The organism is Neobacillus niacini, from assembly GCF_030817695.1.
GTDB classification, from domain to species: Bacteria; Bacillota; Bacilli; order Bacillales; family Cytobacillaceae; genus Neobacillus; species Neobacillus niacini_F.
On sequence record NZ_JAUSZQ010000002.1, the window covers coordinates 3,632,739 to 3,659,251 of the forward strand.

24 protein-coding genes are annotated in these 26,513 nt (G+C 36.9%); 5 read left to right on the forward strand and 19 right to left on the reverse strand.

Annotation, left to right across the window (positions count from 1 at the left end):
- The first annotated feature begins 366 nt into the window (after positions 1 to 366).
- The gene (locus QFZ28_RS18470) at positions 367 to 1,002 is read left to right on the forward strand and encodes a Crp/Fnr family transcriptional regulator (protein WP_307196003.1); all 636 of its coding nucleotides are present in this window, start codon (positions 367 to 369) and stop codon (positions 1,000 to 1,002) included.
- Entirely contained in the window at positions 999 to 1,661 is a 663-nt protein-coding gene (locus QFZ28_RS18475) for a Crp/Fnr family transcriptional regulator (protein ID WP_307196004.1), read from the forward strand. Before QFZ28_RS18470 ends, QFZ28_RS18475 begins: the two co-directional genes overlap by 4 nt.
- Before the next feature lie 108 nt (positions 1,662 to 1,769).
- Here QFZ28_RS18475 and QFZ28_RS18480 read toward each other — a convergent pair whose 3' ends face one another.
- The 4 genes from QFZ28_RS18480 to brnQ all read right to left on the reverse strand — a co-directional run bounded on the left by QFZ28_RS18480 (position 1,770) and on the right by brnQ (position 5,971).
- Entirely contained in the window at positions 1,770 to 2,552 is a 783-nt protein-coding gene (locus tag QFZ28_RS18480) for a hypothetical protein (protein WP_307196005.1), read from the reverse strand.
- 239 nt (positions 2,553 to 2,791) lie between these two features.
- Complete coding sequence (locus QFZ28_RS18485) at positions 2,792 to 3,037, reverse strand: hypothetical protein (protein ID WP_307196006.1); 246 nt, start codon at positions 3,035 to 3,037, stop codon at positions 2,792 to 2,794.
- A 119-nt stretch (positions 3,038 to 3,156) separates the two neighbouring features.
- Positions 3,157 to 4,452, reverse strand: coding sequence for an MFS transporter (locus QFZ28_RS18490; RefSeq protein ID WP_307196007.1), 1,296 nt, complete (start codon positions 4,450 to 4,452; stop codon positions 3,157 to 3,159).
- A gap of 190 nt (positions 4,453 to 4,642) precedes the next feature.
- A complete protein-coding gene (gene brnQ / locus QFZ28_RS18495) occupies positions 4,643 to 5,971 on the reverse strand; it encodes a branched-chain amino acid transport system II carrier protein (RefSeq protein ID WP_444875323.1) in 1,329 nt (442 codons plus the stop codon).
- 205 nt (positions 5,972 to 6,176) lie between these two features.
- Here brnQ and QFZ28_RS18500 point away from each other — a divergent pair, with 205 nt between their 5' ends.
- Positions 6,177 to 6,452, forward strand: a complete 276-nt coding sequence (locus tag QFZ28_RS18500; protein ID WP_307196009.1) for a ferritin-like domain-containing protein — start codon at positions 6,177 to 6,179, stop codon at positions 6,450 to 6,452.
- 27 nt (positions 6,453 to 6,479) lie between these two features.
- Positions 6,480 to 6,824: a spore coat protein gene (locus QFZ28_RS18505; RefSeq protein WP_307196010.1), complete on the forward strand. Its 345-nt coding sequence runs from the start codon at positions 6,480 to 6,482 to the stop codon at positions 6,822 to 6,824.
- Between the two features lie 302 nt (positions 6,825 to 7,126).
- Here the strand turns inward: QFZ28_RS18505 and QFZ28_RS18510 are convergent, their stop codons facing one another.
- Positions 7,127 to 7,735: a hypothetical protein gene (locus QFZ28_RS18510; RefSeq protein WP_307196011.1), complete on the reverse strand. Its 609-nt coding sequence runs from the start codon at positions 7,733 to 7,735 to the stop codon at positions 7,127 to 7,129.
- A gap of 297 nt (positions 7,736 to 8,032) precedes the next feature.
- Here QFZ28_RS18510 and QFZ28_RS18515 point away from each other — a divergent pair, with 297 nt between their 5' ends.
- Complete coding sequence (locus QFZ28_RS18515) at positions 8,033 to 8,476, forward strand: cell wall hydrolase (protein ID WP_307196012.1); 444 nt, start codon at positions 8,033 to 8,035, stop codon at positions 8,474 to 8,476.
- 67 nt (positions 8,477 to 8,543) lie between these two features.
- Here the strand turns inward: QFZ28_RS18515 and QFZ28_RS18520 are convergent, their stop codons facing one another.
- The 14 genes from QFZ28_RS18520 to QFZ28_RS18585 all read right to left on the reverse strand — a co-directional run bounded on the left by QFZ28_RS18520 (position 8,544) and on the right by QFZ28_RS18585 (position 26,503).
- Positions 8,544 to 9,239, reverse strand: coding sequence for an SDR family NAD(P)-dependent oxidoreductase (locus tag QFZ28_RS18520; protein ID WP_307196013.1), 696 nt, complete (start codon positions 9,237 to 9,239; stop codon positions 8,544 to 8,546).
- 109 nt (positions 9,240 to 9,348) lie between these two features.
- A complete protein-coding gene (locus QFZ28_RS18525) occupies positions 9,349 to 10,419 on the reverse strand; it encodes an NAD(P)-dependent alcohol dehydrogenase (protein WP_307196014.1) in 1,071 nt (356 codons plus the stop codon).
- Between the two features lie 32 nt (positions 10,420 to 10,451).
- Positions 10,452 to 10,670, reverse strand: a complete 219-nt coding sequence (locus QFZ28_RS18530) for a hypothetical protein (protein ID WP_307196015.1) — start codon at positions 10,668 to 10,670, stop codon at positions 10,452 to 10,454.
- A 21-nt stretch (positions 10,671 to 10,691) separates the two neighbouring features.
- The gene (locus tag QFZ28_RS18535) at positions 10,692 to 12,806 is read right to left on the reverse strand and encodes an alpha-glucuronidase family glycosyl hydrolase (protein WP_307197065.1); all 2,115 of its coding nucleotides are present in this window, start codon (positions 12,804 to 12,806) and stop codon (positions 10,692 to 10,694) included.
- A gap of 88 nt (positions 12,807 to 12,894) precedes the next feature.
- On the reverse strand, positions 12,895 to 13,593 hold the full coding sequence (locus QFZ28_RS18540) for a DUF624 domain-containing protein (RefSeq protein ID WP_307196016.1): 699 nt from the start codon (positions 13,591 to 13,593) through the stop codon (positions 12,895 to 12,897).
- Between the two features lie 92 nt (positions 13,594 to 13,685).
- A complete protein-coding gene (locus QFZ28_RS18545) occupies positions 13,686 to 15,353 on the reverse strand; it encodes an ABC transporter substrate-binding protein (RefSeq protein WP_307196017.1) in 1,668 nt (555 codons plus the stop codon).
- 69 nt (positions 15,354 to 15,422) lie between these two features.
- Positions 15,423 to 16,295, reverse strand: coding sequence for a carbohydrate ABC transporter permease (locus QFZ28_RS18550; RefSeq protein ID WP_307196018.1), 873 nt, complete (start codon positions 16,293 to 16,295; stop codon positions 15,423 to 15,425).
- Between the two features lie 14 nt (positions 16,296 to 16,309).
- Positions 16,310 to 17,284 (reverse strand): ABC transporter permease, encoded by a 975-nt coding sequence (locus QFZ28_RS18555; RefSeq protein ID WP_307196019.1) that lies wholly within the window; start codon positions 17,282 to 17,284, stop codon positions 16,310 to 16,312.
- 218 nt (positions 17,285 to 17,502) lie between these two features.
- Positions 17,503 to 18,297 (reverse strand): Nif3-like dinuclear metal center hexameric protein, encoded by a 795-nt coding sequence (locus QFZ28_RS18560; protein WP_307197066.1) that lies wholly within the window; start codon positions 18,295 to 18,297, stop codon positions 17,503 to 17,505.
- A gap of 119 nt (positions 18,298 to 18,416) precedes the next feature.
- On the reverse strand, positions 18,417 to 19,523 hold the full coding sequence (locus QFZ28_RS18565; protein ID WP_307196020.1) for a Gfo/Idh/MocA family protein: 1,107 nt from the start codon (positions 19,521 to 19,523) through the stop codon (positions 18,417 to 18,419).
- Between the two features lie 32 nt (positions 19,524 to 19,555).
- Positions 19,556 to 20,710 (reverse strand): Gfo/Idh/MocA family protein, encoded by a 1,155-nt coding sequence (locus QFZ28_RS18570; protein WP_307196021.1) that lies wholly within the window; start codon positions 20,708 to 20,710, stop codon positions 19,556 to 19,558.
- Between the two features lie 65 nt (positions 20,711 to 20,775).
- Positions 20,776 to 21,777, reverse strand: coding sequence for an endo-1,4-beta-xylanase (locus QFZ28_RS18575; protein WP_307196022.1), 1,002 nt, complete (start codon positions 21,775 to 21,777; stop codon positions 20,776 to 20,778).
- Between the two features lie 181 nt (positions 21,778 to 21,958).
- Positions 21,959 to 25,381 carry a glycoside hydrolase family 2 TIM barrel-domain containing protein gene (locus tag QFZ28_RS18580; RefSeq protein WP_307196023.1) on the reverse strand — a complete coding sequence of 1,141 codons (3,423 nt, stop codon included), beginning with the start codon at positions 25,379 to 25,381 and terminating at the stop codon, positions 21,959 to 21,961.
- Between the two features lie 192 nt (positions 25,382 to 25,573).
- The gene (locus QFZ28_RS18585) at positions 25,574 to 26,503 is read right to left on the reverse strand and encodes a carbohydrate ABC transporter permease (RefSeq protein ID WP_307196024.1); all 930 of its coding nucleotides are present in this window, start codon (positions 26,501 to 26,503) and stop codon (positions 25,574 to 25,576) included.
- Positions 26,504 to 26,513: the final 10 nt, after the last annotated feature.

Here is a 26,513-nt window from a genome sequence, read left to right on the forward strand (position 1 = left end):
CATCCAACCATCTCCCTTTTAGAAATTTGTTCCAATAGGCATTGGTGTTTATTCGTGGATGAATATCTTAAGGTTCCCCCCTTTTTCAATGGTTTCATGATTTTCTTCCTTCATATCTATTTAAGTGGAAGTTTCATGAATTGGCTGATTATTTTGAAAATAATTTACCTATATTGATTTTATATTTTTAATCTTTTACACTATTGTTAAGTGGTTAACATTATTAAACTTTTTTTCATGCCTTTGTTATGTGAATTTAACAATACATATCTATTAATCTGAAGTAGAATGTAAGCGTTAACAAATAATGCGAATGAGCACGTTATTTATACTTAAACACTTAAATTTCACTTAGGAGTTGGTAGGGTGGCAATCCTTTTTGATAGTGATATTAATTGGGAAATGTGTTTGCAATTTGGGACCAGACAATTTTTCAAGGAAAAAAAATGTATTTACCAACAAGGGACAATGGGAGAAGGATTTTATTATATCCAAAAGGGATTAGTAAAAGTGATGACAAATACCACAAATGGGAAAGAGCGCCTGCTAAACATCGCAATTCCTGGGCAATTATTAGGGATTCAAGCTATGGATCGGAAGCCACATTTTACTACAGCAATAGCTGTAAATGACACCGTTCTCTACTATTTCTCGTGTGAACATTTTCAAAAGCTAATAACCTATCAACCTTCAATCCTTCACATGGTAATAAGAACCGTCATCCATAAAATGCATATTTTAGCCGATAAAATTTACTTGGACACACTTACTCCAGAACAGCAGTTGTCCGTGATTCTTTTGAATATCTGTTATGAATTTAAGAATTATGAAGTTCCTCTATCACAACAAGAACTAACAAAATGCACAGGTTTAACAAGAATTACCATTTATAAAATTCTAAAGCAATGGAAGGAAAATGAGATCATAGAGGTTCACGGGAAAAAGATCATCATAAAAAATCCCGATGAATTAAAAAGGATTAAAGGCAGGGTGATTTCATGAAAAATCTTCGAAATGCTTGGAGTCCTTATTTACAATATGGTAATAAACTTGTGTTAGAGGAAAATTCAGTTGTTTACCGTCAGGGATGTGAAGGAAAAGGATTTTTCTTCTTATCTGAAGGAGGAATTAAAATCACCCTCCTTTCAAAAGAAGGTGTGGAACGCACAGTTAATTATGTTCCAGAAGGAATGTTATTCGGAGAGCACGGCTCAAGAAAGGAAGCTTATCTAACCTCTGCTTTAACTACCTGTTCAACGGTTGTCTATCAGTTTTCTGATGAAGCGTTAGAAAAAGTTTGTGAAAATCATCCTGAAGCAGCATGTATTTTTACCAATTCACTAATCTATAAATTTAGAATTCTGGCAGAGATAATAGCCTTTTTAAACTCCCCGGTTGAACAACAAATGGCGCATTATCTATTAAAACTAATAAATGAAAATGGCAGTTTCTCCATTGATCAAACTTCATTTGCCCGTTACATAGGTACCTCAAGAATTACAGTTAATAAAATACTTAATAAGTGGAAGACTCAAAAAATCATCGACCTATCTAATAGGACGATTGAAATCCTGGATATTAATCTTTTAAAGGAACTCCGTGAATCTGGTGGTATTCACATTGAAAACTTGGATTTATTAATGTTGACCAAAGTGGATTGAGTATCCCCATAACTAAAGCTAAGGGTATTACCCCGCTTTTTTATAAAAAGGTGCCTAACTCTGTTGTTAGGCACTAGAACATTTAAGTGTGTACTATAGAGATGTCAATTATTCTTTGATACTATTCCTAAAATAATCATAGTCTGTTTTAATATAATGGAAGGCTGATGCGTTGCCGCCCTGATCTGGATGGGTAACTTTTAATAATTTTTTATACCCTGAAAAAACTTCTTTATGGCTGGCCGTTTTTGAGAGTCCTAATTTTCGACGGATATCATTCATTTTAGAAGGAATTGTTTCTGGAACCTTGTCAGGTTCTTTTTTGTTTCCTTTAGAAAGTTCTTCCTTTAATTCTAACAATTGGTTTCGTAATTCAATATTCTCTTTTAGTAACTTCTTAGTTTCCTTTTGCAGGTCACTATTTTCATGCTCTAGGTTGATAATTTCTTTGCTTAAATTTTCTCTTTGTTGAATTAATGTACCGATAGATGTCTTATGCAGTTGTTCCATCCCTTTTATAAGCTCATCCTGTGTATTAATTTTTACTTTTAATTGGCCAATGATCTTTTCCTGATCTGTATCGTTATTTAAATACATTTCTGAAAGAGTTTCATTTGGAAGATATTCACTTCTCCCTTTCCCCACGTTTTGAATCTTACCTTCCCTAAGCCATCGTCGGACAATTTGAATACCAATACGATCGGAAACACCTGCATCCTTTAACAAGTTCAGTGCTTCGTCTGTATCATCAAGTATGTATCCAGAATTCCGAGGAAAAGTGCCCACGTATTTTATTTTTCTTTCACGCAGCCATCTTCTAACTGTTTGAATACTAATTTCTTCATTTACTCCTGCAGCAGTTAACAATTCATAAGCTTGATCTGTGTTCACTATTTTCCACCTTTCCCACATAATAAGCCCTCAGATGTAAAACTTACATAATCAGGCGAACTCGGTATGTAATATAAATAATAATAAATAAGTATAAGATTAATGTGAATGGACAAAAAAGACTATCCTTTCCACTTAGTCAATTAGCACTAATAATATAGTTTTGCTAAATTTGGTCAATTAGAAAACAGCCGCCTTTTTAGGACTAAGCGGCTGTTTTCTGGTTAAATAAATTAACTTTATTCAAGGACCAAAAAGTATTGAATTTGATTAGGGGAAATAGCTGTAATAGCATGAATACGATAGCCGATACTTAGCAGTTGTGATAATGTTTCCGCACAGTTTTCACGAGGAGGCTCAATGGGTGCGTGGTAGCTTTTATATAAATGAATAAGTTGATTATTTGTTGTGCAATGAAGCAAGACTACATGTCTCCCAGTCCACGCTTGCCCAATCATGGGTTGTACTTGTCTTGTCCTTTTCATGGTATGACACCCTTTTATATTGATACAATAGTCTATGCTTCCTATATCTGCACGTTCTATTTCATCATGAATTTAAAATATTCAAATTATTATAAATCAAGGTGTGATTCCAAGTAAATTCACGCAGTAACTTTTACCCTTTTTGAATTCGACCATATTAACACCGGTATTAGGAAGAGTGAAAGAATGCCTCCTGCAATGGATAGTGTTGCGTAACTGGTATTAGCAACAACGACTCCCGAAAGTACGCCTCCTGAAGCTCCTGATAATGCAACCAAAACATCTACTGTTCCTTGCATCTTTGCACGATTGGCCGTATTAGTTGAATCTACAAGAATAGCGGTTCCACTTATTAATCCGAAGTTCCAGCCTAGACCAAGCAATATGAGTGCCAACGTAAGTAAAGTCATCGATTCACCTGGAGCCATGGCAGCGAGTACGCCCGCTGCAAGCAAGGTGACACCGGCTGCCATTGCCATGTAAATGCGTCCAATCCTATCAACGAGGACCCCTGTTAGGAGAGATGGAAGATACATAGCGCCAACATGGAATCCAATAATCATTCCAACCTCGCTTAATCCATGACCGTGCTCGCCCATATGTACAGGTGTCATCGTCATGATTGCAACCATAACCAATTGGGTTAACACCATTAATGTTGCTGAGGCAACAATTCCTCTTTTATTAAACGTTAGTGAATTTGTATTACTATCTAAAAGTATGTTCTTGTTGTTTCTCTTCTCATCCGCAATTGCTTTAGCCACGATGAGCGGGTCTGGACGCAGTAACACAAGAAGCACCAAACTAGCGAGAATATAGGTTGCTGCCGCTAAGATAAATGGTCCCGATAGTGCCGGGACACCAATCCGCATTGCAAATTCTCCCATAACATCAACCAAGTTCGGACCGGCAACCGCACCAAATGTCGTAGATACCATCGCAATACTAATGGCTGTTGCTCTCTGTTTAGGGCTTGCCAAGTCAGTTCCTGCATAGCGGGCTTGTAAGTTCGTTGCGCTCCCTGAGCCATAAATTAGTAGTGAGACAAAAAGTAGAAAAATATTATTTGTGATAGCTGAAACTACTACTCCGATTGCGCCAATCCCTCCAGCGAGAAAACCAGCAGCCAGCCCTAATCGGCGGCCAAAACGCTCCGATAACCGTCCCACAAGAAGTGCTGCTCCTGCAGAACCAAGTGTGAATAATGCGGTTGGGACTCCAGTAAAACTATCTGTCCCCAGCATATCTTGCGCCAGAAGTGCTCCAACCGTAATACCTGCTGCCAGTCCGGCACCGCCGAAAATTTGCGATAGAACCACGATAACCAAGGTCCGTCGATATAATGCCCGCTGCTTTTCTGGGGAGTTAATGTAAGACTGCAAATTATTAATAGAATTCTCCTTTTTATGTGACACCGCTACACCTCCCTTATTGATTTAAATATAATCAATACCTGATTACTAAATAATACCATCTAGGTCGAGTAACGAAAACATATTTATATCCACTTATCACTTAAGGTGTTCATGAACCCCTTCATAACAAATGTTGCAGAAAAAAAACGAGAAACCTCAAATTTATCGGTTTCTCGTTTTTTAAACAATACTATGGATTTGTTCTTGTTACAGGTGTTGAACCTCTTAACCAACCTAAAATATATCCAACGACTAATCCTATAAGTGCAGGGATGAGCCACCCTAGCCCTTCAATATAATAAGGGAGAATTTCAAATGCCCCACTCCAATTACTACCTAAAAATATTTTGTTAATGGTGTCTAAAACACTAAAAATAGTAACAAAACCGATTACAGATCTATATATATACGGATTTCTTTTTATTATTTCATCCAGTAGACCTAAGAAAATTAGGACAATGGCAATTGGGTAGATCATTCCAAGGATAGGCACTGAAATTTGAAGGATTTGTGTTAATCCTAAATTAGCAATTGCAGTACTAAGTACAGCTAAAATGATTACCCACACTTTATATTTCACTTTTGGAATCGCAGTAGAGAAAAATTGACTGCATGATGTAATTAAACCAATGGAAACACAGAAACATGCCAGTGTAAAGACAATCCCTAAAATAAGAGTTCCGCTTTGTCCAAACAGGTATGTCATGATGTTAGACAAAATAATGGCCCCATTCTCTGCTTGTCCTAAAGAAGAGCTCGTTGCTCCTAAATATCCTAAAATAAGATAAATCACTGCTAATAATAGCCCAGCACCCAAACCAGCGTACATCATATAGCGTGATTTCTTTTTGGAATCGATTACGCCTTGCGCTGTCAACGTGTTAGCAATTACAATTCCGAATGCCAGGGCTGCCAAGGCATCCATTGTTAAATACCCTTCTAAAATTCCTTGGAACATAGGATTCTCACGATAATTCCCTATCGGTGATTTAAATGAACCAATAGGATCCATTAAGCTCTTTATAAAAATAACCGTAATTAGCGCTAAAAGGATTGGGGTTAATAACTTCCCAAAAAGACTAATCAATTTTGAAGGATACATACTTAACCATGCGGCTAATCCAAAAAAGACGATAGTATAGATCAACAAAGAGACCGGGCTTTCAACAAAATTTTCTGGCAAGAAAGGCGCTGCACCCATTTCAAATGCGAGGCTCCCTGCCCGAGGAATCGCTAGTCCTGGACCGATTGCAATGTAAATTAAAAATGGAAAAACTAGTGCAAAAATAGGGTGAACTCTAAGATTTAGCTCATTTAAACTACCTGCCTTAGCTACGGCAATTACTCCTAATATCGGCAGTCCAACAGCAGATACGATAAAACCAGCAAGAGCAGCCCATAACTGGTCACCCGCTGATTGACCTAGGAATGGGGGAAATATTAGGTTGCCTGCTCCAAAAAACATAGAAAATAACATAAAACTAATAAAGACAACTTGTTTTGCAGAAAAATTCATGATGTTATATCTCCTTGTGATGTAAAAATATTATTGTATTATATCATAATCATTCTCAATTCTTTAAGAGTTCTTCCATATTTTCATATAAAAATCGTTACTTTTATGTTTTTTCCTCCAACCTTTACATAACCAAAAATAAAAGCATACTATGGTTTCATTTTGCAAAATATAAAAATGTTGGAAGTTAAATGAAAGGAGTATTTCAATGCAAAATAATCAACCACCGATTCCAAACCCACCGAGGGCAATAACAACTAAGGATGTGCTTTACATAAAGGATGCCTTATCATGGGAGCTTTTAGCATTTAAGAAATTCCATTTTATGGCGAATCAGCTTCAAAACCCGCAATTAAAGGAAGCACTTAATAAGGCTGGTCAAATGCATCAAAATCATTATCAACGCATACTTACTCACCTTCAGGTGGATAACAATACTGCATTAGCCAATCTTCCGAATACACAGCAGCAACAGCAGCAGTAATTATTAGTAATGAACGGAGGAAGAATAATGTCAAATCAGCAGAATCAAAACAGCAACAAAATTGCGAACCCGCAGACAGGAGAATTGCCTAAGGTAAAAACCCCCGACATGAATGACCGTGATTTTCTTAATGACGCACTTAGTACATGTAAATATTTAACCGACAGCCTTAACATTGCGGTAAGAGAAGCGAGTCACGAACAACTTTTTACTGATATTTTGCAAATTCTGACTGAAACACATCAAAGCTGCAGGGAACTTTATAATCTCATGTTCCAGCATGGATGGTACAAATTAGAAGCAGAAGAACAGCAAAAATTAGATCAAGCTTATCAACAATTCAATAACTATTCATCGCAATTTCCATATTAACGTTATCCATTGGGGGTCAAGCAATTTTGAAAAAGGACGAAAGAGTTAAAGTTACAAGGCTCATGAAATCTAATAAAACAAATAAGTCTACAGATAGCCTTAATAGAACTGACAATGACAATATAAAAGACTATGATAGGGCATGGGAAGATGACCGTCTCTAGAAAATAAAAAACAGACCTGTGTTTGTAATGTCCCATTTGACAGATAGATACTGTTTCTGTTGGACGTTATTTGCATTAAAAACTTTTCCTTATAGAAAAAGGAGATCTTTCCAAGTTGAAAGGATCTCCTTTTATATTCTATTGAGAAACTAATGTGAAAAATTTATTGATATTCTTTAAATTTTTCGATGTACTTGGGACACAAAATACCTTGTTTTCATCTAGTTCTAGTGGAGCCAGAAGTTGAATATCAGAGGTGCTTATACCATAAACTTTTTCATCAGATGTTAACAGTTTATCAATTCCCTTGAAATCATTTAATGCTACTAGCGAAGATGGCTGTGAGGATATTTCCTCAAATAAATCTTTCTCAATGATCAATATATCAATTGCTCCTAGCGTAATCTCAGCTGACATTTTCTGTATTCCCGCACGAGAAGCCTGGTCCATACTTGATTTACTATAGGTTAAATGTTGAACGGAAACTTCTTGATCCCCTTTGTCATGTACGAGCTTGTCCGTTAAATGTTCTTGTAATTCAGTCATACCTTCTGAGTTTACCCCTTGTCCAATAATGGTCATATTTAGGACTACTTCTTTTTTCTCACCGATACTACTAATAAATGAGATTAATAGGATAATGGCAGCCATTGTCCCAATGATATGAAACTTATAATAGTCCCATATATAAGCGATTCTTTCTTTTGGACTCATGGGTGCAAGAATTGCTTTGATGTTTAGCTTCAATTGTAGATTCTCCCTTCCATGACTGAGGCTGTTTTAAGAAAATTTTCAATATAATAATTTTTATCATACCACTACCTTCTCTTCTATATCTATAAGCCTGTCGAAAAAAATCAGGAATCTCAACAAAGGTTAGCATTAATCCAGCGATTTCGTTTTAGAGGTAACCAAAACGAATCTTTGGTGGATGTTCTTCGATATTGACACCAATAGGTTAATTGTGCACATAAAATAATTCTTGTTTATAAACAATGACATCAATACAGGTTTTTTTTCATACTATATTTTTGGGGTGAGAAAATGCCAAGAATAAATTACCGAAGTTCGGACGTTGACTTAATGGCAAGGATGATGAGAGCAGAAGCCGAGGGTGAAGGAAAACAGGGAATGTTAATGGTTGGAAATGTCATTGTTAATCGTGTTAAAGCAGATTGTTTAGACTTTAAAGATTTAAGAAACGTTAACGATGCCATTTTTCAAGTACAAGGAGGAAATTTTTCTTTTGAAGCTGTTCAAAAAGGGAATGTATTTTATCAAAGAGCGAGATCAGCTGAAAAAAGATTAGCAAAACAGAATTTGGATTATTGGAGAGAACACCCATCAAAATACTCCCTTTGGTATTTTAATCCGTATGCTCCATGCCCGCCAACATGGTACGGTCAACCTCAGTCAGGCCAATATAAACAGCATTGTTATTATGAACCAAAAGCCGGAACATGCGAGAGTGTTTATACGGGAGCTTAAGCTTACTCATTGAGTAAGCTTTTTTCATATCCCACAATTTGTATGCAGGTGTGTTAATGTATCTAAGCTATAACGGCATTGGCTGCCCTTCATAGGTGATAAAAACATTACTGCTTCCAATTTCTCGTTTTCCTTCAATAATATCAAATATACCCTTTGCAGTATCAATTGGGTTCCCTGGTGCTCTATCACCACCCATGTCTGTCTTAATCCAACCGGGATGGACGGAGTATACGTTAATATTCTTATTTTTTACATACTGATTCAATTGCAGTGTGAACATGTTCAATGCTGTTTTTGAAGAAGCATATGCATAATCACCGCCAAAAGCATTGGACATACTTCCGGATTCTGAGGAAATGTTGATGATAGATGAACGATCACCCATCATTAAAAGAGGCAGAAAATGTTTTACTACCTTAATCGGACCAAAAAAATTGACATCGAACGTTACTTTTACTTGGTCAAGATCCAAGTCCTCAATTTGTTTATCACGTTCTAACAATACACCTGCATTATTAATGATTACATCAATGGTTCCAAAGTTTTCTTTCACTGCATTAGCGGCAGAAGAAACTGATTCTTCATCTGTTACATCTAAAGGCAGCAGTGATATTGATTTATACACTTCGGATTGCATTAACCTTTCTGTGCTTGTTTGGAGATCTCTGACTCCAGCAAGTATTTGGTGGCCTCTTTCTGCCCCTGCTTGTGATAATGCTAACCCTAGACCTCTATTTGCTCCCGTTATCAAAATCCGCATTCTTTAATCCCACCTATTATTCAACTAACATACTCAAAACAATTTTAAAAACGGAGGAGCACGTGTATGTATCTCCTCCCGATGCTGTTCACCTTTTTCCAACGAAGAATTATCTATGCAGATTTTCCTTATCTGGATAGATCATAATTTTAATACTAGTTTCTTTTTCTGTTCTTGCCATCTCAACAGCTTCTCTAATATCACTTAAGGAATATTTATGGGTAATGACTTTTTCAATATCAACATTGGAGCTGCTTAATGCCTGAATAGCTGCCTGGTATGTATTGGCATACCTAAACAGTCCATAAACATCAATTTCTCCATCAATTAATTGATTAATATCAAGTGGAATATCATTTGTAACCGGCATTCCTACAAGAACAATTCTTCCTCCGCGATTAATAATCTTCACTGTGTCTGAGATTGCTCTTTGATTTCCAGAGGATTCTATAACAACTGTAATGCCTTTTCCTCCAGTTAATTCCTTAATTCGTTCCTCCACCTGTTCATTTAACGGGTCAATGACAGCCGTTAGTCCCATTTCAAGGGCTAGCTGCCTGCGAAATGGTACAACATCGCTGGCATAAATTTCTGTTACACCAAACATCTTTGCTGCCTGAATCGCCAGAAGACCAATTGGACCTAGCCCACTGACAAATACCCGGTCGGCTTGGGTAACTTTCCCCCGATTCATGGCATGAAATCCTACTGAAAGCGGCTCAAGTAAGGCTCCTTCCTCATAACTCATTGATTCCGGTAATTTGAATAGCATATCGCTACGGATAGTTACATAATCGGCCCATGCTCCATCGACTGGCGGAGTAGCCATAAACACTACATCGGGACATAAATTATACCGGCCAGATTTACAATATTCACAACGTCCGCATGTAACTCCAGGTTCTACCGCTACTCGGTCACCTGGTAAAACATTCGTTACACTTACACCGACTTTTACAACTTCACCTGCTAACTCATGACCTAAAATAATAGGTTCTTTGACAACATATCTTCCAATTTTTCCATGCTCGTAATAATGAACATCTGAACCACATACTCCAATACAATAAACCTTTACAAGAACCTCATCATCTTTCGGTTCTGGAATGCTAACCTTTTTTACTTCAATGTCTAATGGCTTATTCAATACAGCCGCATCCATAAGGGCTATGGTGGTCATTTGGTTCACTCCCTGAATAATATAAGTATTCTTTAATGACGTTCAATGTAGGTAAAATAATCAAAATCTGCATATTTCCCCTGACCGCTTAGATCCTGTACACATACACCGATGAAGGCTCCTGTGAACCCTTGATCTAATAAAATACCGTCTGCTTTTAATTCCACATTATCATCTGATATCTTACTTGCATCTAAGACAGGCCCGATAGCAGTCCAAATCTCTCTATCCTTAGATAAATAGAATTGCATTTAACTACCAACTTTTGGTTATTAATAGATTTTTCTGTTTTTCTCATCCTTTATTCCTGATTTTCTATAAAAATAAGTATTGATAATATCCCGCCATTCCTTCGAATGGTTTGCCTGTTCCTGTAATCTTTTTAAAATATCTTCGAAGCGCTCTTGATCAATCTTTTCTTTAAGCTGTGACCAAGTTTCGACCAATCCCTCAGCCTCTTCAACCCCTTCAAAATGGGTATTATAGATATGTTGGATCACGGTTACATTTGATTTAAGCTTGTGTGTATATGGAACATTATGGAAAAATAACAACAATTCGTCTGGACAGGTTTTAAGGTCTTCGTACAAGTCAGTATTTTCTTTAAAATACTGCGAAGTATAGCCGGTACCTGTTTTTTCGGTCCGGTCCACACCAATTCCTTTCCAATCTGCAAAGTGGTAAGTTCCCCAAACGTCATATTCATAACCATCCACATTTGGCCCATAATGATGATGTGGGTTTACCATCCAGCCAACACCCAGTGGTGACGTATATTTTTCATAAATACTCCAAGACTTTAACAACATCTTGGTAACCAGTTCTTTAACTAATTCATCATGGCCAAAGGTTTGCCCGATCCATTCATCTGTAATTGTTTCAGCTGAAAGATCTGGGTTCCATGTTAAGCGGCCAAAACCGTAAAGATTAGCCTGCGCCAGTGTATGCCCGGTCCAATTATAATCATTTCCGATATTGGATACTGCCGTAATCCCGCTATACTTGTATTGGAACAGGGAGCCATCTACTACCTTTTTGACTTCTGACCCCTTGCCTTTTGCAAACGTATCAAAATCAAGTACTTCCTTCCATTGCGGAACTAGGTAACAAAGATGTCTTTGTTGTCCTGTATATTCCTGTGTGACTTGGAATTCCAACATTTGATTGGTGTTTTCCATTGCACCGAATAACGGAGAAACACCTTCACGTACTTGGAAATCCATTGGACCATTCTTAATTTGTAAAATAACATTGTCATGAAAGTGGCCATCTAATGGTTTAAAATGGTCATATGCAGCTCTTGCTCGATCCGTAGTGCGGTCACGCCAATCCTGAAGGCAGTTATATACGAAACATCTCCAAAGGACAACTCCATTAAAAGGCTGGAGTGCTTCCGCGAGCATGTTTGCACCATCAGCATGATTTCGTCCATATGTAAATGGTCCAGGGCGGTGTTCTGAATCGGCTTTCACTAGGAATCCACCAAAATCAGGGATATAGCTGTAAATTTCTTCAGCCTTATCTTTCCACCATTGTCTAACCTTAGGGTCAAGCGGGTCTGCTGTTGATAAATTTCCAATTGTGATTGTACTAGCATAGTTCACACTAAGGAAGGTTGTGATTCCATACGCCCTAAAAATTCCGGCCACTTCTGCGACTTTAGGTAGCAACCTGCTTGTAATTAAATCTGTTTCAACCTTATGAACATTTACATTATTGATCGCAATTCCATTAATCCCTACTGAAGAAAGAAGTCTTGCATAGTCTTCAATTCTATTAAGTTCATCTGAGAATTCATTTTCTTTATAAAAAATTGAGTTGCCTGCATAACCACGCTCAATACTGCCATCCATATTATCCCATTGGTTAAGCATTCGTAATTGGTTTTTAGGATTCTCAAGGATATCCAGCTGCTGTAAGTTTTTCCTATTTTGCATTAAGCGCAATAGATGAAAAGCAGCATATAAGACACCTGAATCGTTTTTCCCCACTAGGAAAATAGTATTCTTTCCTCCAGATGTAACAGTTTTTATGACATATCCGTCATCATTTAATTGATCAAAATCAACATCTACTAAATCAACTATAGAAGCATTTGTTGCTAACACAAGACTAGCTTGCATAGGTTCAGAACTACAATCAGGCTCAATTCCCAACATCGAAGAAATTCCGAGTAAAAGTTCTTTCTTAGCAGACTCAATTACTACAGAAGCTCCTAGAATACTAATGCGGCCACACCATTGTTTATAATTATTTACTAAAGTTTGATCATCAATATTTTTATACTGAAGCCAGGCGGCATAACTTTCTTTGTGTTCTACCTTGAGCAAATCAGTCGTATTTTGTGAAATATTTTCAACAATGCTCCCATGCCATCTAAAATCCATTTTCATCGGTTATTCCTCCGTTATAAAAAATTCTAAATGTACGTTTGTTTAAACAGACTTACTTCATCTAAAGAGCTAACCTTAGGGGTTAACTCGGAATGTTTTGTGAATCACAAAATTTTAACTGAATATCTTCAAGTAATCCTTTGCTATTTAGCAAAAATGCATAGCAAATGAGACTTGCAATAAATAAGAGTAAAAATTTCGAGGTTACTGAAATTAGAAACAAAGTGATAATGACAATACTAATATTTCCAAAGGTAATTTTTACTTTTATAAAACTATAATAAACGGACAATTTCCATAGATCCCTATATCGGAATTTAAAGCCTGCAATAATTAAAAATGCACTCATGGATATAACAATTGTCAAGATAATTCCAATTAAAAAAACGATTGATAACACGCTGTTAATTATAGAAGGAGTTGAATTAAAATATTGTAAATCAACAATGAGAATGTATAAGACCAATAGCAAAGGCAGCCAATATTTCATTGTGTCTTTAAAATTTATTCTATATCCGTGGATAAAGTCATGTAACGGTGACAGTTCTTTTTCACGAATCAATTTTCCAATTGAATAAAATAGTGCAGTGATCGCTGGACCTGTCGGTATAAGTGCCAGGAAATAAATCGAGATATTTGAAAAAGTAGGTTCTAATGTCATGAAAAAAAATAAACAAATGATATTACTTATCACAAAATAAATATTTGTCATGAAAAGAGCATAGATATGATTTGTTACACTGAATAAAATCCCTTCTCCAAATGCATTTTTTTGATTCATTACACTCTTCCTTTTATCATTTAGTTGATAGTAAAACTGCCTGCAACTGTTATTTGATTAATCATTGCAGGCAGTTCCACTTAAATATTGTTCTATTTCTTCATTTTCTTTTGATAATCTTTATAAGCTTTGTTAACTAAGTCTAAATATTTATCCATACCTTTAGCATTTAATTCAGTTACGTAAGCATCCCATTCAGATAATGGACGTGAGCCTAAAATGAACTCAGCTGTATTTTTTCTTACCGTATCCATTAATGGAGTTGCAAGTAGTGTTGCTTGTTCCTGATCCAATGCTTCCATTGGATATGGAGGGTTTACTGGTGCTGCTTTCTTGGTTGCGTGCATTTCATCTTGGAATTTAACTTCTTCTTCGCTCATTGTGGAATGAAGTAAGTCAGTTGTTCCGCCGTAAGCAAATGTACCAGTTCCCATTCCAAAATCAACACGTAAATCCTTTGTTCCAGCCGGATTTAAACCAAGGAAGTTAATATCTGAAGTAAGAACGCGTTTACCATTTTCCTTTGTATAAGTTGTTCCTTCAACGCCCCATTTAGCTAGTTCTTGTCCTTCATCGCTATACCATAACCAGTCAACAAATTGAAGTAAAGCTATAAAATTCGGATCATCCTTTGCTTTCGCATTGATCATAATACCATTTTCCAATCTAGAACCAGCCATAACGTGACCTTCAGGTCCACCAGGAACGGCAATTTTTGCAATAGAGAAGTTCCCTTCCCCAAGTTCTTTATTCATTGTATCGCGCATAACTACGAGTTCTTGAGAATTTGTACTAATAACGAATGATTTACCAGATACGAACTTTTGTTTGGCCGCTTCATCAGTTTGTGATAAGCTTTCTTTGTCCATCAAACCTTGTTTAATCAATCCGTTGAAGTAAGTTAGCATCTCTTTGTATTCTTTTGTTGCACCTGCGTAAACAAACTTTTTCTTATCTTGGTCAAATGTAATATAGTTTTGTGTACCAAATCCGCCAACAGTTCCGAAAGATGGAGCTGCATAGTTCAATAATGCACCTAATGCGCCACCGTTTCCTGTTGTGCTCCAGCGGTCAGAGAATGGGGTAACATCAGGATAAATTTCCTTTAATTTCTTTAATGCTGATTCGAACTCGTCCCATGTTTTAGGAATGGCAATATTATTCTTTTCGAAAATATCTGTTCGAACAGCTAAAGTGTAATCTGGCCATACTTCTTCATGTAATCCAGGGAGCAGATAATATTTACCGTCTGCTTGTCGTAAATTATCGATTTCAGGTTGTAGGTTCCACTTTTTAACTTTATCTAAAAAGTTTGGCATATGTTCTACATAATCACTAATTGGCAAAATTGCACCAGAAGCAACAAATGGAGTTTCTTGACCCGGATACGTTTTAGGGATGATTAACGGAGCATCCCCAGAACTAATTAATAAGCTTCTTTTTTGGTTGTAATCACTCATTGGAACAATTGTCTTTTCAAAGCTAACATTGGTTCTTTTGGTGATTTCGCTCCATAGCAGCCAATTCTCTTTATGTGCATACCATGCAGCATCTTGGTACATGGTTGAAAATGTAACTGGTTTTGTTGCTTTAAATGTTTTTCCAACACCATAATCTTTCATGGCTACTCCCTGTACTTCTTCTTTAGAAGAAGAGTCAGTTGAGCTTGAGCTTTCCTTACTGCTGCAGGCAGCTAATAAACTACCAAGAACTGTGACAATTGCAACAAAAAATGTTAACTTCTTTAAAATCTTTGCCATTCCCCATTTTCCCCCATTTTTCATTTTAGAAGTTTTATAATGAACTTATTTTTATAAGTTGCATCCAAGTTATTGTTTAACCGATCCTAGCATAATACCTGAAACAAAGTATTTCTGAACGAATGGATAAACACATAATATTGGCAAAACGGTTAAGACCATCGTTACTGCTTTGATATTTGCAGCAATTTGGGTCAAATCATCTGCAGAAGTGGCGCCGGCAGATTGGCCAGTTGTCGCTCCCGCCAAAAGATTTCTCAAGTAAAGAGTTACTGGATACATATCAGCCTTATCCAAATATAGGAATGCTCCAAACCAGGAATTCCAGCTTCCTACCGCATAGAACAAAAACATGGTAGCCAAAATTGGTTTTGATAAAGGTAATATGATTTTTAAAAATGTTCCATAAGTAGAGGATCCGTCAATCGATGCTGCTTCTTCAAGTTCCTCTGGCATTCCCTCAAAAAATGATTTCATGATCAACATATTAAAAATACTGATGGCACCAGGGATAACGATTGCCCAAATTGAATTTGTCCATCCCAGTTGTTTAATAAGGATGTAGTTCGGAATCAATCCTCCATGGAAAAACATCGTGAAAACAGCAAAGGATGTGAAAAATTTACGACCCATCAGACGTTTCTTCGATAATACATAGGCAAACATTGTTGTCATTACCATTGAGATCGCTGTTCCAACAACCGTGTAAACAATGGTATTTTTATAGCTAGTCCAGAAGGTCGTGTCTTTAAGAATCGTTTTATAGGTTTCGATGTTAAATCCCTTTGGTATCAAATTTACTTTTCCTGCGTTAATTTCCGCCTGGCCACTGAATGACTGGGCAACAACATTCAAAAAAGGAAATAATGTTATATAAACCACAAGCAATAATATAATGACATTAATTACTCTAAATACTTTGTATTGTAAGGACTCTTTCATCATCCAATCCTCCCTTACCACAATCCATTATCAGTGAATTTCTTTGAAAAATAATTGGCAGAATAGACTAAAACCAATCCAACTATTGCTTCAAATAAACCAATTGCGGTAGCATAACTAAAGTTGCTTGATTGTAAACCTACTCGGAAAAGATAAGTAGAAATAACATCCGATGTTTCATAGTTTAATGGGTTATAGATTAATAGGATCTTTTCAAATCCAACCGCCAACAAGTTTCCGATATTTAGGATCAGCAATACAATAATGGTAGGAAGAATTCCCGGTATCGTAATATGAATGGTTTGTTTCCATCTGTTAGCTCCATCCATCCTGGCAGCTTCGTATAATGATTCATCTATATTTGTAAGAGCAGCTAAATATAGAATGGCTCCCCACCCCATCGTTTGCCAAACCTCTGAAGCGATATAAATCGGTCGAAACCATTTTGGGTCTTGCATAAAAAGGATCGGTTCCCCACCAAAGAATTGAATTAAAGCGTTAATCGCACCATTTGAGGCTGATAATTGTAATATCATTCCGCTTATAATAACCATTGATAGGAAGTGCGGCAAATAAGATGTAGTTTGAACAAACTTCTTAAATTTAGTAGATCTTATTTCATTCAATAATAAAGCGATAATAATAGGAGCAGGGAAAACAAAAAGTAAAGTCAAGCTGCTCAACATAAGGGTATTTTTAAAGACATGCCAAAACGTTGCATCGTGAACAAACATCTTAAAGTAATGAAGACCAACCCATTCTTCACCAAAAATACTTCCACCAGGCATGAATCTTCTAAACGCAATAATATTCCCTATCATCGGAATGTATTTGAAAATAACCAGATAAATGATAGGTAAAAGGAGCAGGGAATATAATTGCCAATCTTTTCTAACCAATTTTAATTTTAGTGTCCACTGTTTTCTTTTTTCCTGCGGAACACTAATCTCTTGCGGGATATGCTTTGAAACCTCAGCAAGTGGTTTCATTTGATCGCCTCCTTATTTGTTTTTTAAAAATCCTTTATGGCAGCTAAATGGAATTCCTTAAATGACTCAATTTCTCAATTTTTAAATTTTTCAACTTTGTTTGTTCATTAAATAAACTATGCAGGTTTATTTTAACACTTTATTGCAAACGGTTTCAACTAAAATATTTAATTTTCTAACAAATAAAAAATTAAGAGCTAATACTACTTGTAATACAGTTAAATTACCTGAAATAATGGTTTTTCCTGAATATAAAAAACAGGAAGATAAGATAATATTTCTTTCACCCCTTCAGCTAGATTCTTCATACCAGATTCCTCACTTTCTGCATGACCCAATACAATTAAAGCCTTTTGCTTTCCTTGGTGTATAGCATCCCGTACATATACTGGAGTTTCCCATTCCGCACCTTCACCATAAATAATTAAATCTAGCTTTTCTTTTTCAAATAACGGAATGGACAAAGTACCTCCGCCTCTATATCCTGCTAACAACCCGATTCGCGTGCATGGTAATGAAACATTTCCTACGACTCTAACAAAGCTAATGTCCAACTTTCTTTTAATGTATTCCGCAATTTCCCTTACAGTCATGACTGGGAGAGAAAGAACAGACGCAGCCTGCTGATGTTCTACTACATAGGACTCCCAGTCCAAAGCTTGAATCAATCCTGCAGTTATACCGTCAGGACGATATCGATGAATATAATCATGTAGTCGAAAAATGGCAATTCCAGACTCTTCGATAAGTTTGCGCTTGTTTTGGTAGACTGAGTCATTTTCTATCGTTTCTGTATTATCATGGTGGCTGTAATATAAACCTTCATGGGTGATAAGCAGATTTACTCCCTTGGCTAATGCTTGTTGTATCACCCCATATGTCGGCATAAATGCAATGGCAATACCTTTTACCTCCATATCTGGATCCCCCGATTTAAGGGTATCCACCGTGTTTTGAAGTCGCCCGACTGGTTCCATTAACAGATCCATTACATTCTGAACAGTTATCTTCATTCCTTTTTTCATTCCTTTCAAAGGAATAGTATAAATACTTTAAATCTGAATTTCCTTGAAAGAGCAACTCAACTTGCGAAATTAAGTTACTCTTCTATCTTAAAAAATTGGATTCACACTTAGCTTTTTAAAACGAAGGAGTTCTCCGCTGTTTCAACCCAGATTGCATTTTCCTGTGCCTCAATACATAATTCTGCTGCTCTAAAAGCATGCTCCTGTGTCATCGCAATTTCTGTTCCATTCAAGCAGTCAAGGATAAACTCTCCAAAGAATGGACAACCCACTTTACCTGATAATTGAAAATGTTTCTCCCCTTGATGATTAACTAAATACAATTGATCACCGCGAGAATCTCTGGCAATATCAATATATTTACGTACTTCGATATAGCCATTTGTTCCTAGTATCGTTACCCTGCCATCTCCCCAAGTACCAAGTCCATCAGGTGTAAACCAGTCAACACGGAAATAGAACGTTGCACCATTATCTGCTACAAGTGTTGCGTCACCAAAGTCTTGAAACTTTGGATACTGTTTGAAATGATAATTTCCAATTTTACTATGAAGTACTTTTGCATCCTTAGCACCGGCAAAATGTAAAAACTGTTCAATTTGATGGCTGCCAATATCACATAAAATACCACCATAATATTCAGGATCAAAAAACCAATCTGGACGGCTTTTTGGATTCGCACGATGAGGGCCAGTACCCAAGACTTGAACGACTCGCCCTATAGCACCTTGTTCAATCAATTGTCCTGCAAAAATTGAACTTTCAGAGTGTAACCGTTCGCCGTAATAAATTCCCCATCTCAGCCCAGTCTCCGCTACTTTTTGTCTTGCAAGTTTTACTTGATCCAAGGTAGTAAACGCCGGCTTATCAGTAAAATAATGTTTTCCATGATCGAGTACACGAAGACCTAGTGGTCCGCGGTCACACGGAATATTGGCACTTGCAACAAGCTTAATTTCTGGATTCGTCAAAATTTCCTCTTCTGAAGAGGCAACCTCCGCTTCAGGATATCTTTTAATAAATCCTTCCACCTTTTTTGGATCGGGATCATAAACCGCAACTAATTTGCCTCCCGCTTCTATTAAGCCATTACACATCCCGTATATATGACCATGGTCAAGACCAATCGCTGCAAATTGAAATACACCTGGTTCAACAACTACAGTTTTCACTAATCCTTTTGGTGCATAATTCATTCCATCATTTCTGTCCATGTTTTGGCCTCCTCTTAATAAAAGTCCAATTATTACTCATATTTTGAGCCTAGTGTAATCGAATTTTCTGTAAAGTTCTCTATATGCTTCTTTTTTTCATAAAAATGAACAGCATTATTTAAGACACCATCTCTAGTATATAAAGGACTGTTTTCATTTAATGGCAGTTTTACAGTTTGACCTGAACTAGCAGATTGGTAGATAGCTGTTATTAATTCCACAGTTTTTCTTCCTTCAATGCCATCAACAAGAACTTTCCTTTTCCCTTTAATTGCGGATAATACATCCTCAATTTGTGCTGTATGACCCTCAAACTCGAGATCATTTACCTGTTCATAAACTTCGTGCAACTTAGCCTCTAGCTCCTCATCCTTTTCCGGGAAACCGTTCGGCTTAGACTTGGAGGCTTTAACCTTCCACGGTACAGACACACGGGCATTTTTCCCTTGGAAAATCAATTGTTGTTCTTCCCCATGATGGACAACTGAACTTGTAATTTGTGCTAAACTGCCATTAGGATAACGACAGATTGCCACTGAAAGGTCCTCTACCTCAGCATTGTCATGTGATGTATTTGTTGCCACTGCAGTAACTTCAGAAGGCATTCCATTCATCCAATGGAAAATATCAATATGGTGCACCGCATGATTTAAAGTACATCCGCCTCCTTCTTTTTCCCATGTACCACGCCACCATAAATCATAGTAACAATGCCCTCTCCACCAAAACGAATCTACCTGTGTATGTACGATAGGTCCCATAAGTTTTGTATCAAGGACTGACTTTAGCTTCATCATGGGATTGGTAAAGCGGTTCTGAGAAATAATGGATAAAATCTTCCCACTACTTTTTTGTGCAAGATTCATAGCATCACATTCTTCTAAAGAAGAAGCCATCGGTTTTTCTACAACAACATGCTTCCCTGTATAAAGACAAGCAATTGCTAGTTCTGCATGAGTATAAGGCGGAGTACAAACTGACACTAAATGGATGTCGGAGATTTTTAACATTTCTTTATAATCACTGTAAATTTCAACATCCAGGTTAAAATTTGCTGCCATTTTTTCAGCTTTTTCTGGAAAAATGTCGCAAATAGCGACAATCTTACATCTGTCATCAAAAAGTTGATAAGCTTTTATATGTGCAGGTGCAATCGCTCCTGCCCCAATAATAGCAACATTAATCATTCTCTTCCCTCCTTTAACCATTTATATGATTTTATATTTGTCTTTTCACTACTACTCTCATGGTCTTAAAATTGGACCACCTTCCAAAAAGAGTCCTTAGGTTGATGATTTTCGTCAAAGAGAAACGGCCAATTTTTTCTTGCTTTAACAGGAAAATCACTTAACCAAGAATAATCATCAGCAGCACCCCAAAACGTTACAGAAGTGATAGAATCTCGATATTCTCTAAGTAAATGAAATACTTGATAATATCTCTCAGCCTGCAATTCTAACATTTCAGGAGTTGGTTCCGTAAGGTCAGTCCGCTTATCTTCATGGTTGAAAACGGATACATCTAACTCTGTCAGATGCAACTTCAAGCCAAGTGATGCGTATCGTTCAATCGCTGCACGAATATCCTCCAGACTAGGATTTACTAGATTCCAATGAGCTTGAAGCCCTACACCGTGAATTGGAACACCCTTATCAACTAATGATTTAACAAGCTTATAGATTTTTTCTCGTTTTTGAGGATTAGACTCATTATAATCATTGTAAAAAAGCAGGGCATCAGGGTCAGCTTGATGAGCAAATTCAAAAGCCTTCTCTATATAATCCTCGCCGATAATATCTAACCATTTTGTCGCTCTATACAATTCTGGTCCCTCATCTGTTACTGCTTCGTTTACGACATCCCAGCAAAAAATTGTCCCTTTATATCTTTTCATTATCGCGTTAATATGTTCTTTCATCCGCTGTAATAGGGTTTCTCTATCAACCTGCTCACCATTAACATCTTGAAATACCCAATCTGGAGTCTGATTATGCCAGACTAATGTATGTCCTCGCATTTTCATACCATTTTTCTGTGCAAAGGCTGCCAATTGATCGGCTTTCTCAAATGTAAACTGTCCCTGAACAGGCTGAATTTCTATAAATTTCATATCATTTTCAGCTGTAATACTATTAAAATGTTTTACTAATAAATTCTGCTGTGATTCAATTGTTCTTAAATTAACCGCGGCTCCAATATTAAAAAATTCTTGATACACTCTTGATAAGGAAGGAATTTCTACTGCCATTTTCATAACTTATCTCTCCTTAAATAACATAGTCTTCATCACTTTGTTTATACAAGCAACAAACTAACTATATCTATAATATTAAATTATTTGATTCTTTACAATAAAATGTCGTAATTGTTTGAATTATTTTTTACCTATTAATTTAAGACGAAAAAAAGCAGGACTAATTAGTCCTACCTAAAGTCTATTGCTCAAATCGAAACCAGCCAAAATCAAAGTTGCTTCCCGGCAGGAATATGAAGGTTACTTTCTGCATTCCTATTATTTTTTCCAAGTTAAAGGTCTGTTCTTGGTATCCCTCGGAGTACGTAAATTCTACAAGTTGGTTATTTTCGCCTTCCTGATTAGTGAATCGCACGTGAATCGTATTTTTATCAATAGGAGACCTGCCAAAAATAATAAGTTTCGTTGCACCCTCATCTGCAAAGTTCATTTGTTCAAACTCTAACGAAACGTTATTCCCAATCCTTTCAACACCGTGATTAGTTATTTCAAACGTATCTCCGTATATGGAGTCACTTTCCGACACCAGATTTTGTTCAAAAGCTCTGTTATTCTTTTCGAAAGAAAATCCTTTAATGTGAACTTTTTTCTGAAGTACAAAACAAATGGATGTTATACCGCGTAGTCTTTTTGATAACCGATAGGTTTCTTCTTGATACACATTCCACTTCGATTCTTTTTGATAGATTACATCAGCCAGTAGTTCACTTCCCTCTTCATCTGGCATGCCTTCCCATATTTGTAGTGAATATTCTTCACTTGATAAGGCGAAAATGGGAATTGTGATGGTATCGGAACCATAAGGTCCAAAGTCGATATCACGAAAGCCAACTTGAGTTTCGCCATCTCTAGCCGTCGCTACACCGCGCTCATTTCCATTCCCCACTTCACCTTTACTATAATCATAGAGACCTGCAGAAATAAAACCATAAGGATTTTTGTAGAATGTGCCAAGTCCCTCTGCCCTAAATTCTAATTCCGAAATAAGTTTCGTTTTGTCTGTACCATTCTTACTTGTACAACGAACTCGGAAATTGCCATCGCCTAAGGCAATAATCCTCGCTTCATGACCATTAGGTTCAATCTTGGCATTATTGGAAGCGATACCTCCAGCAGTTACAATACTCCACTCAACCTCTTGATAAGACGTATTCTCTGGGTATAATCTCGCTTTTATGTACATCTCTTTCTTTGTATCATCAAACAGTTGACCTGACTCGCTAATAATTTCTATCTTGCGAACAGGGATTTCTTCTACTATTCCCATTACACATGGCAATTCTTGATTCTGAGTTTGTGCAGCGATTCCCTCAAAAAGTTGAATCTCAGCAGGCAGAGATTCAATCGTTAAAGTCTGACTTTCCAAACCTTTGGAGGATACTTCAATCTTAATCTTTCCAGGATCTAATGTTGCCCCTACAATAGCCATTAACTTTCCACTGAACAGTCTCCTGCTTGTCCCTTTGTACTGGTCATAATCAGTGCTGTCTCCATTATCTAAGCCAAGCAAACGCCCTGCTCCTGTAACCTTTACATGCACTCGATTATTCGCATTTTCAACAGGATTGCCGTTTTCATCTTCCATGCTGATTTCTACAAAAATTAAATCGGTACCATCTGCATGAAGAGTTTCTTTATCCATATGGAGACCAATCTTCTTTACATCTCCAAAGGATCGTTTTACATCTGTTGCAATTACTTTCCCTTTTTCGTCATAAGCGATTGCTTTTAACTCGCCCTCTTCATACGGTATTTTCCACCAGCCAACAAGCTCTGTTCCGTTTTCATGATCAATTTTGTGAGTTCCAATCGTAACCCCATTTAATTGCAGCTCAATTTTGGGGGCATTGGAGCAAACCCTGACATCAATTATCTGCCCTCTATTAAAATCCCAATATGGGAAAATATGCACCATGGGGCTTTTTTTGTAATCTGTCCACTCTGCTTGATAGATGTAATACGAATCTTTTTTAAATGTAGCCGTATCAATTTGTCCAAGATAGGAGTTCTTTGTATGATATGGAGTTGGTTCTCCAATATAGTCAAATCCAGTCCAGATAAATTGCCCCAGTGAGAAAGGTGCATCTCTATCGGCAATAATACATGCTTCTGTTGACTTTGCCCCCCAGCTTGTTGAACTATTCCCAAGGGCGGAACATTGCTCGTCATCATCAGCAAGTATCGATTTTTCAAATGGAAAGTGATAGATTCCCCTGCTTTGTACGACAGATGCGGTTTCACTGCCATAGATAATCCAATCAGGATGCTCTGCATGATGTTTATGATAATATTTTTCTGCATAATTATATCCAGCAACCTTCACGATATCAGCACATTTTTGTGCATTTTCCCACGGCATATAATTCGATCCAATGGTAACCCTTCCATTTTCCTTCGGATCAAATTCCAATACAAATGCCCTAAGCATTTTGGTTACTTCTTGCCCTCTTTCGTCAGCATGTGTATCATAAATTTCATTTCCAATACTCCACATGATTAAGCTTGGATGATTTCGGTCACGCATAACCCAGCTTCTTATATCCCTATAAGCCCAATCTTTAAAAAATCTAGCATAATCATAAGGTGTTTTGGATCTCTCCCACATATCAAATGCTTCCGAGACAACAAGGATTCCCATCTGATCAGCCAGTTCCATCAATTCTTTTGCCGGCATATTATGAGCAGTTCGAATGGAATTTACTCCCATGTCTTTTAAGATTACAAACCTTCTTTTAAGCGCGGTCTTATTAAATGCAGCTCCTAAGGCTCCTAAATCATGATGTTCACAGACGCCGTTCAGCTTCATCCTTTCTCCATTTATATAAAAACCTGAATTTGGGTCAAGGACGATGGTACGAAATCCCAGATTTTGAGTAATCGATTCAATTTCTTTCCCTCCTTGATTGACCAGGAGCATAGTGGTAACAATTTGATATAGATTAGGTTCATCCGGGCTCCAGAGATATGGATCATCCACAAGAATACTTTGCCGGTTACAAGAAATAGGATTAGTTCCCGCAGCTACTTTTTCAGAAGAAATAGCTATCATTTTTCCCTTATAAAGAATCGTATGTGAAATTTCTACCTCCTCGTAGATTTTTACTTCTGTATCAACTTCTACTTGCCACCCATGGTCGTTTTTAGTGGTTGAGATGTATATACCATCTGTTATTATATGATTCTTGTTTCTTTCCTTAAGCCAAACATTACGGTAAATCCCAGCTCCTGAATACCACCGGCTATTGGGGCTTTGATGAACCACTTTTACTAAAATCTCATTTTCGTCTTCTATCAACTGTTTTGTAATATTATGTTCAAAAGAGGAATATCCATTTTTCCATTCTCCTGCAAGTTTTTGATTTACGTATACAGTAGAATCCATATAAACTCCATCAAAACACAAGAGTATCTCATCACTTTCTTTGTTCCATAGAAATTTTTTTCGATACCAGCCAATACTGTTTTCATATAGATTTAGTGTATTATAAATCAGCCAGTCATGGGGCAAGTCTACTGGCTCAAATGCCAAAGTAGTATTTGATGTATTTTCAAGGCTGCTTTTGGCAAATTCCCATCCATCGTTATAAAGTACTTTCTTATTCATGTATGGTACACTCTCCCTTTCTTCTGTGTAGTCATTTCACATTGTTTAACAATTAAACAAAGTTTAGCTTAATGAATATACTAACAGAGGTTGAAGGATATGTATCTATATTTTCTAATTTTTTTGACTATTATTTTCCATCCGTCGAGCCCAAGTGAACAAAAAAATCGGATGAGCAACCTCATCCGTTTTTTAACCTTTTACTCCGCCTAGGGTTAACCCTTTAACAAAGTATTTTTGCAGGAATGGATAAACCATAATGATTGGAAGACTTGCAACGATGGTCATCGTAGCCCTAATGGATGTTGGCGAAACCATGTTGGCACTTGCATTGGCATTGGCAAATGCGTCTGCAGCGGTTTTACCAGACATCGAAGCATTTGAATTCTGCAGAATCTTCATTAGCTCATACTGAAGGGTAGACAGGTTTGCACTTGATGAATTGTATAAGAATACATCAAACCAAGAATTCCATTGGTAAACCGCTACAAACAATGATACAGTCGCTAATACCGGCAGGGACAACGGCAGGACAATTTTTATAAAAATGGTAAAATCCCCCGCGCCATCTATTTTTGCAGATTCGAATAAACTTTCTGGAATTCCCTCGATAAAGGAACGAATCACGATTAAATTAAATACTCCAATAATGCCTGGAATAATATAAACCCAAAAACTATCTAATAAATTTAATTCTTTCACTAATATATAGTTCGGAATCAATCCACCGTTAAAATACATCGTTAAAACGAACGCAATCGTCACAAATTTCTTAAGAACGAAATCCTTTCGGCTAATGGTATAAGCGACCATTGCCGTACCCAAAACGGATGTTAATGTACCAATAATGGTTCTTAAAACTGAAATGAAGAAAGAATTTACGATACTCGCTTCACCAAAAACGTGTTCATAATTTGCCCAAGTAAATTCTCGCGGCCAGAGATAAATACCTCCCCTTAACGAATCACTAGCTTCATTTAAGGAAACAGCCAGCTGATTAAGAAATGGATATAACATCACCACGCATAGCAAAACTAAAAAAGTATAATTGAAAATATCAAATAAATAATCGCCTACACCGGAGTAATGTCGAGTAGCTTTGAAAAATCGTTTCTGTGCCATATAGTTCCCC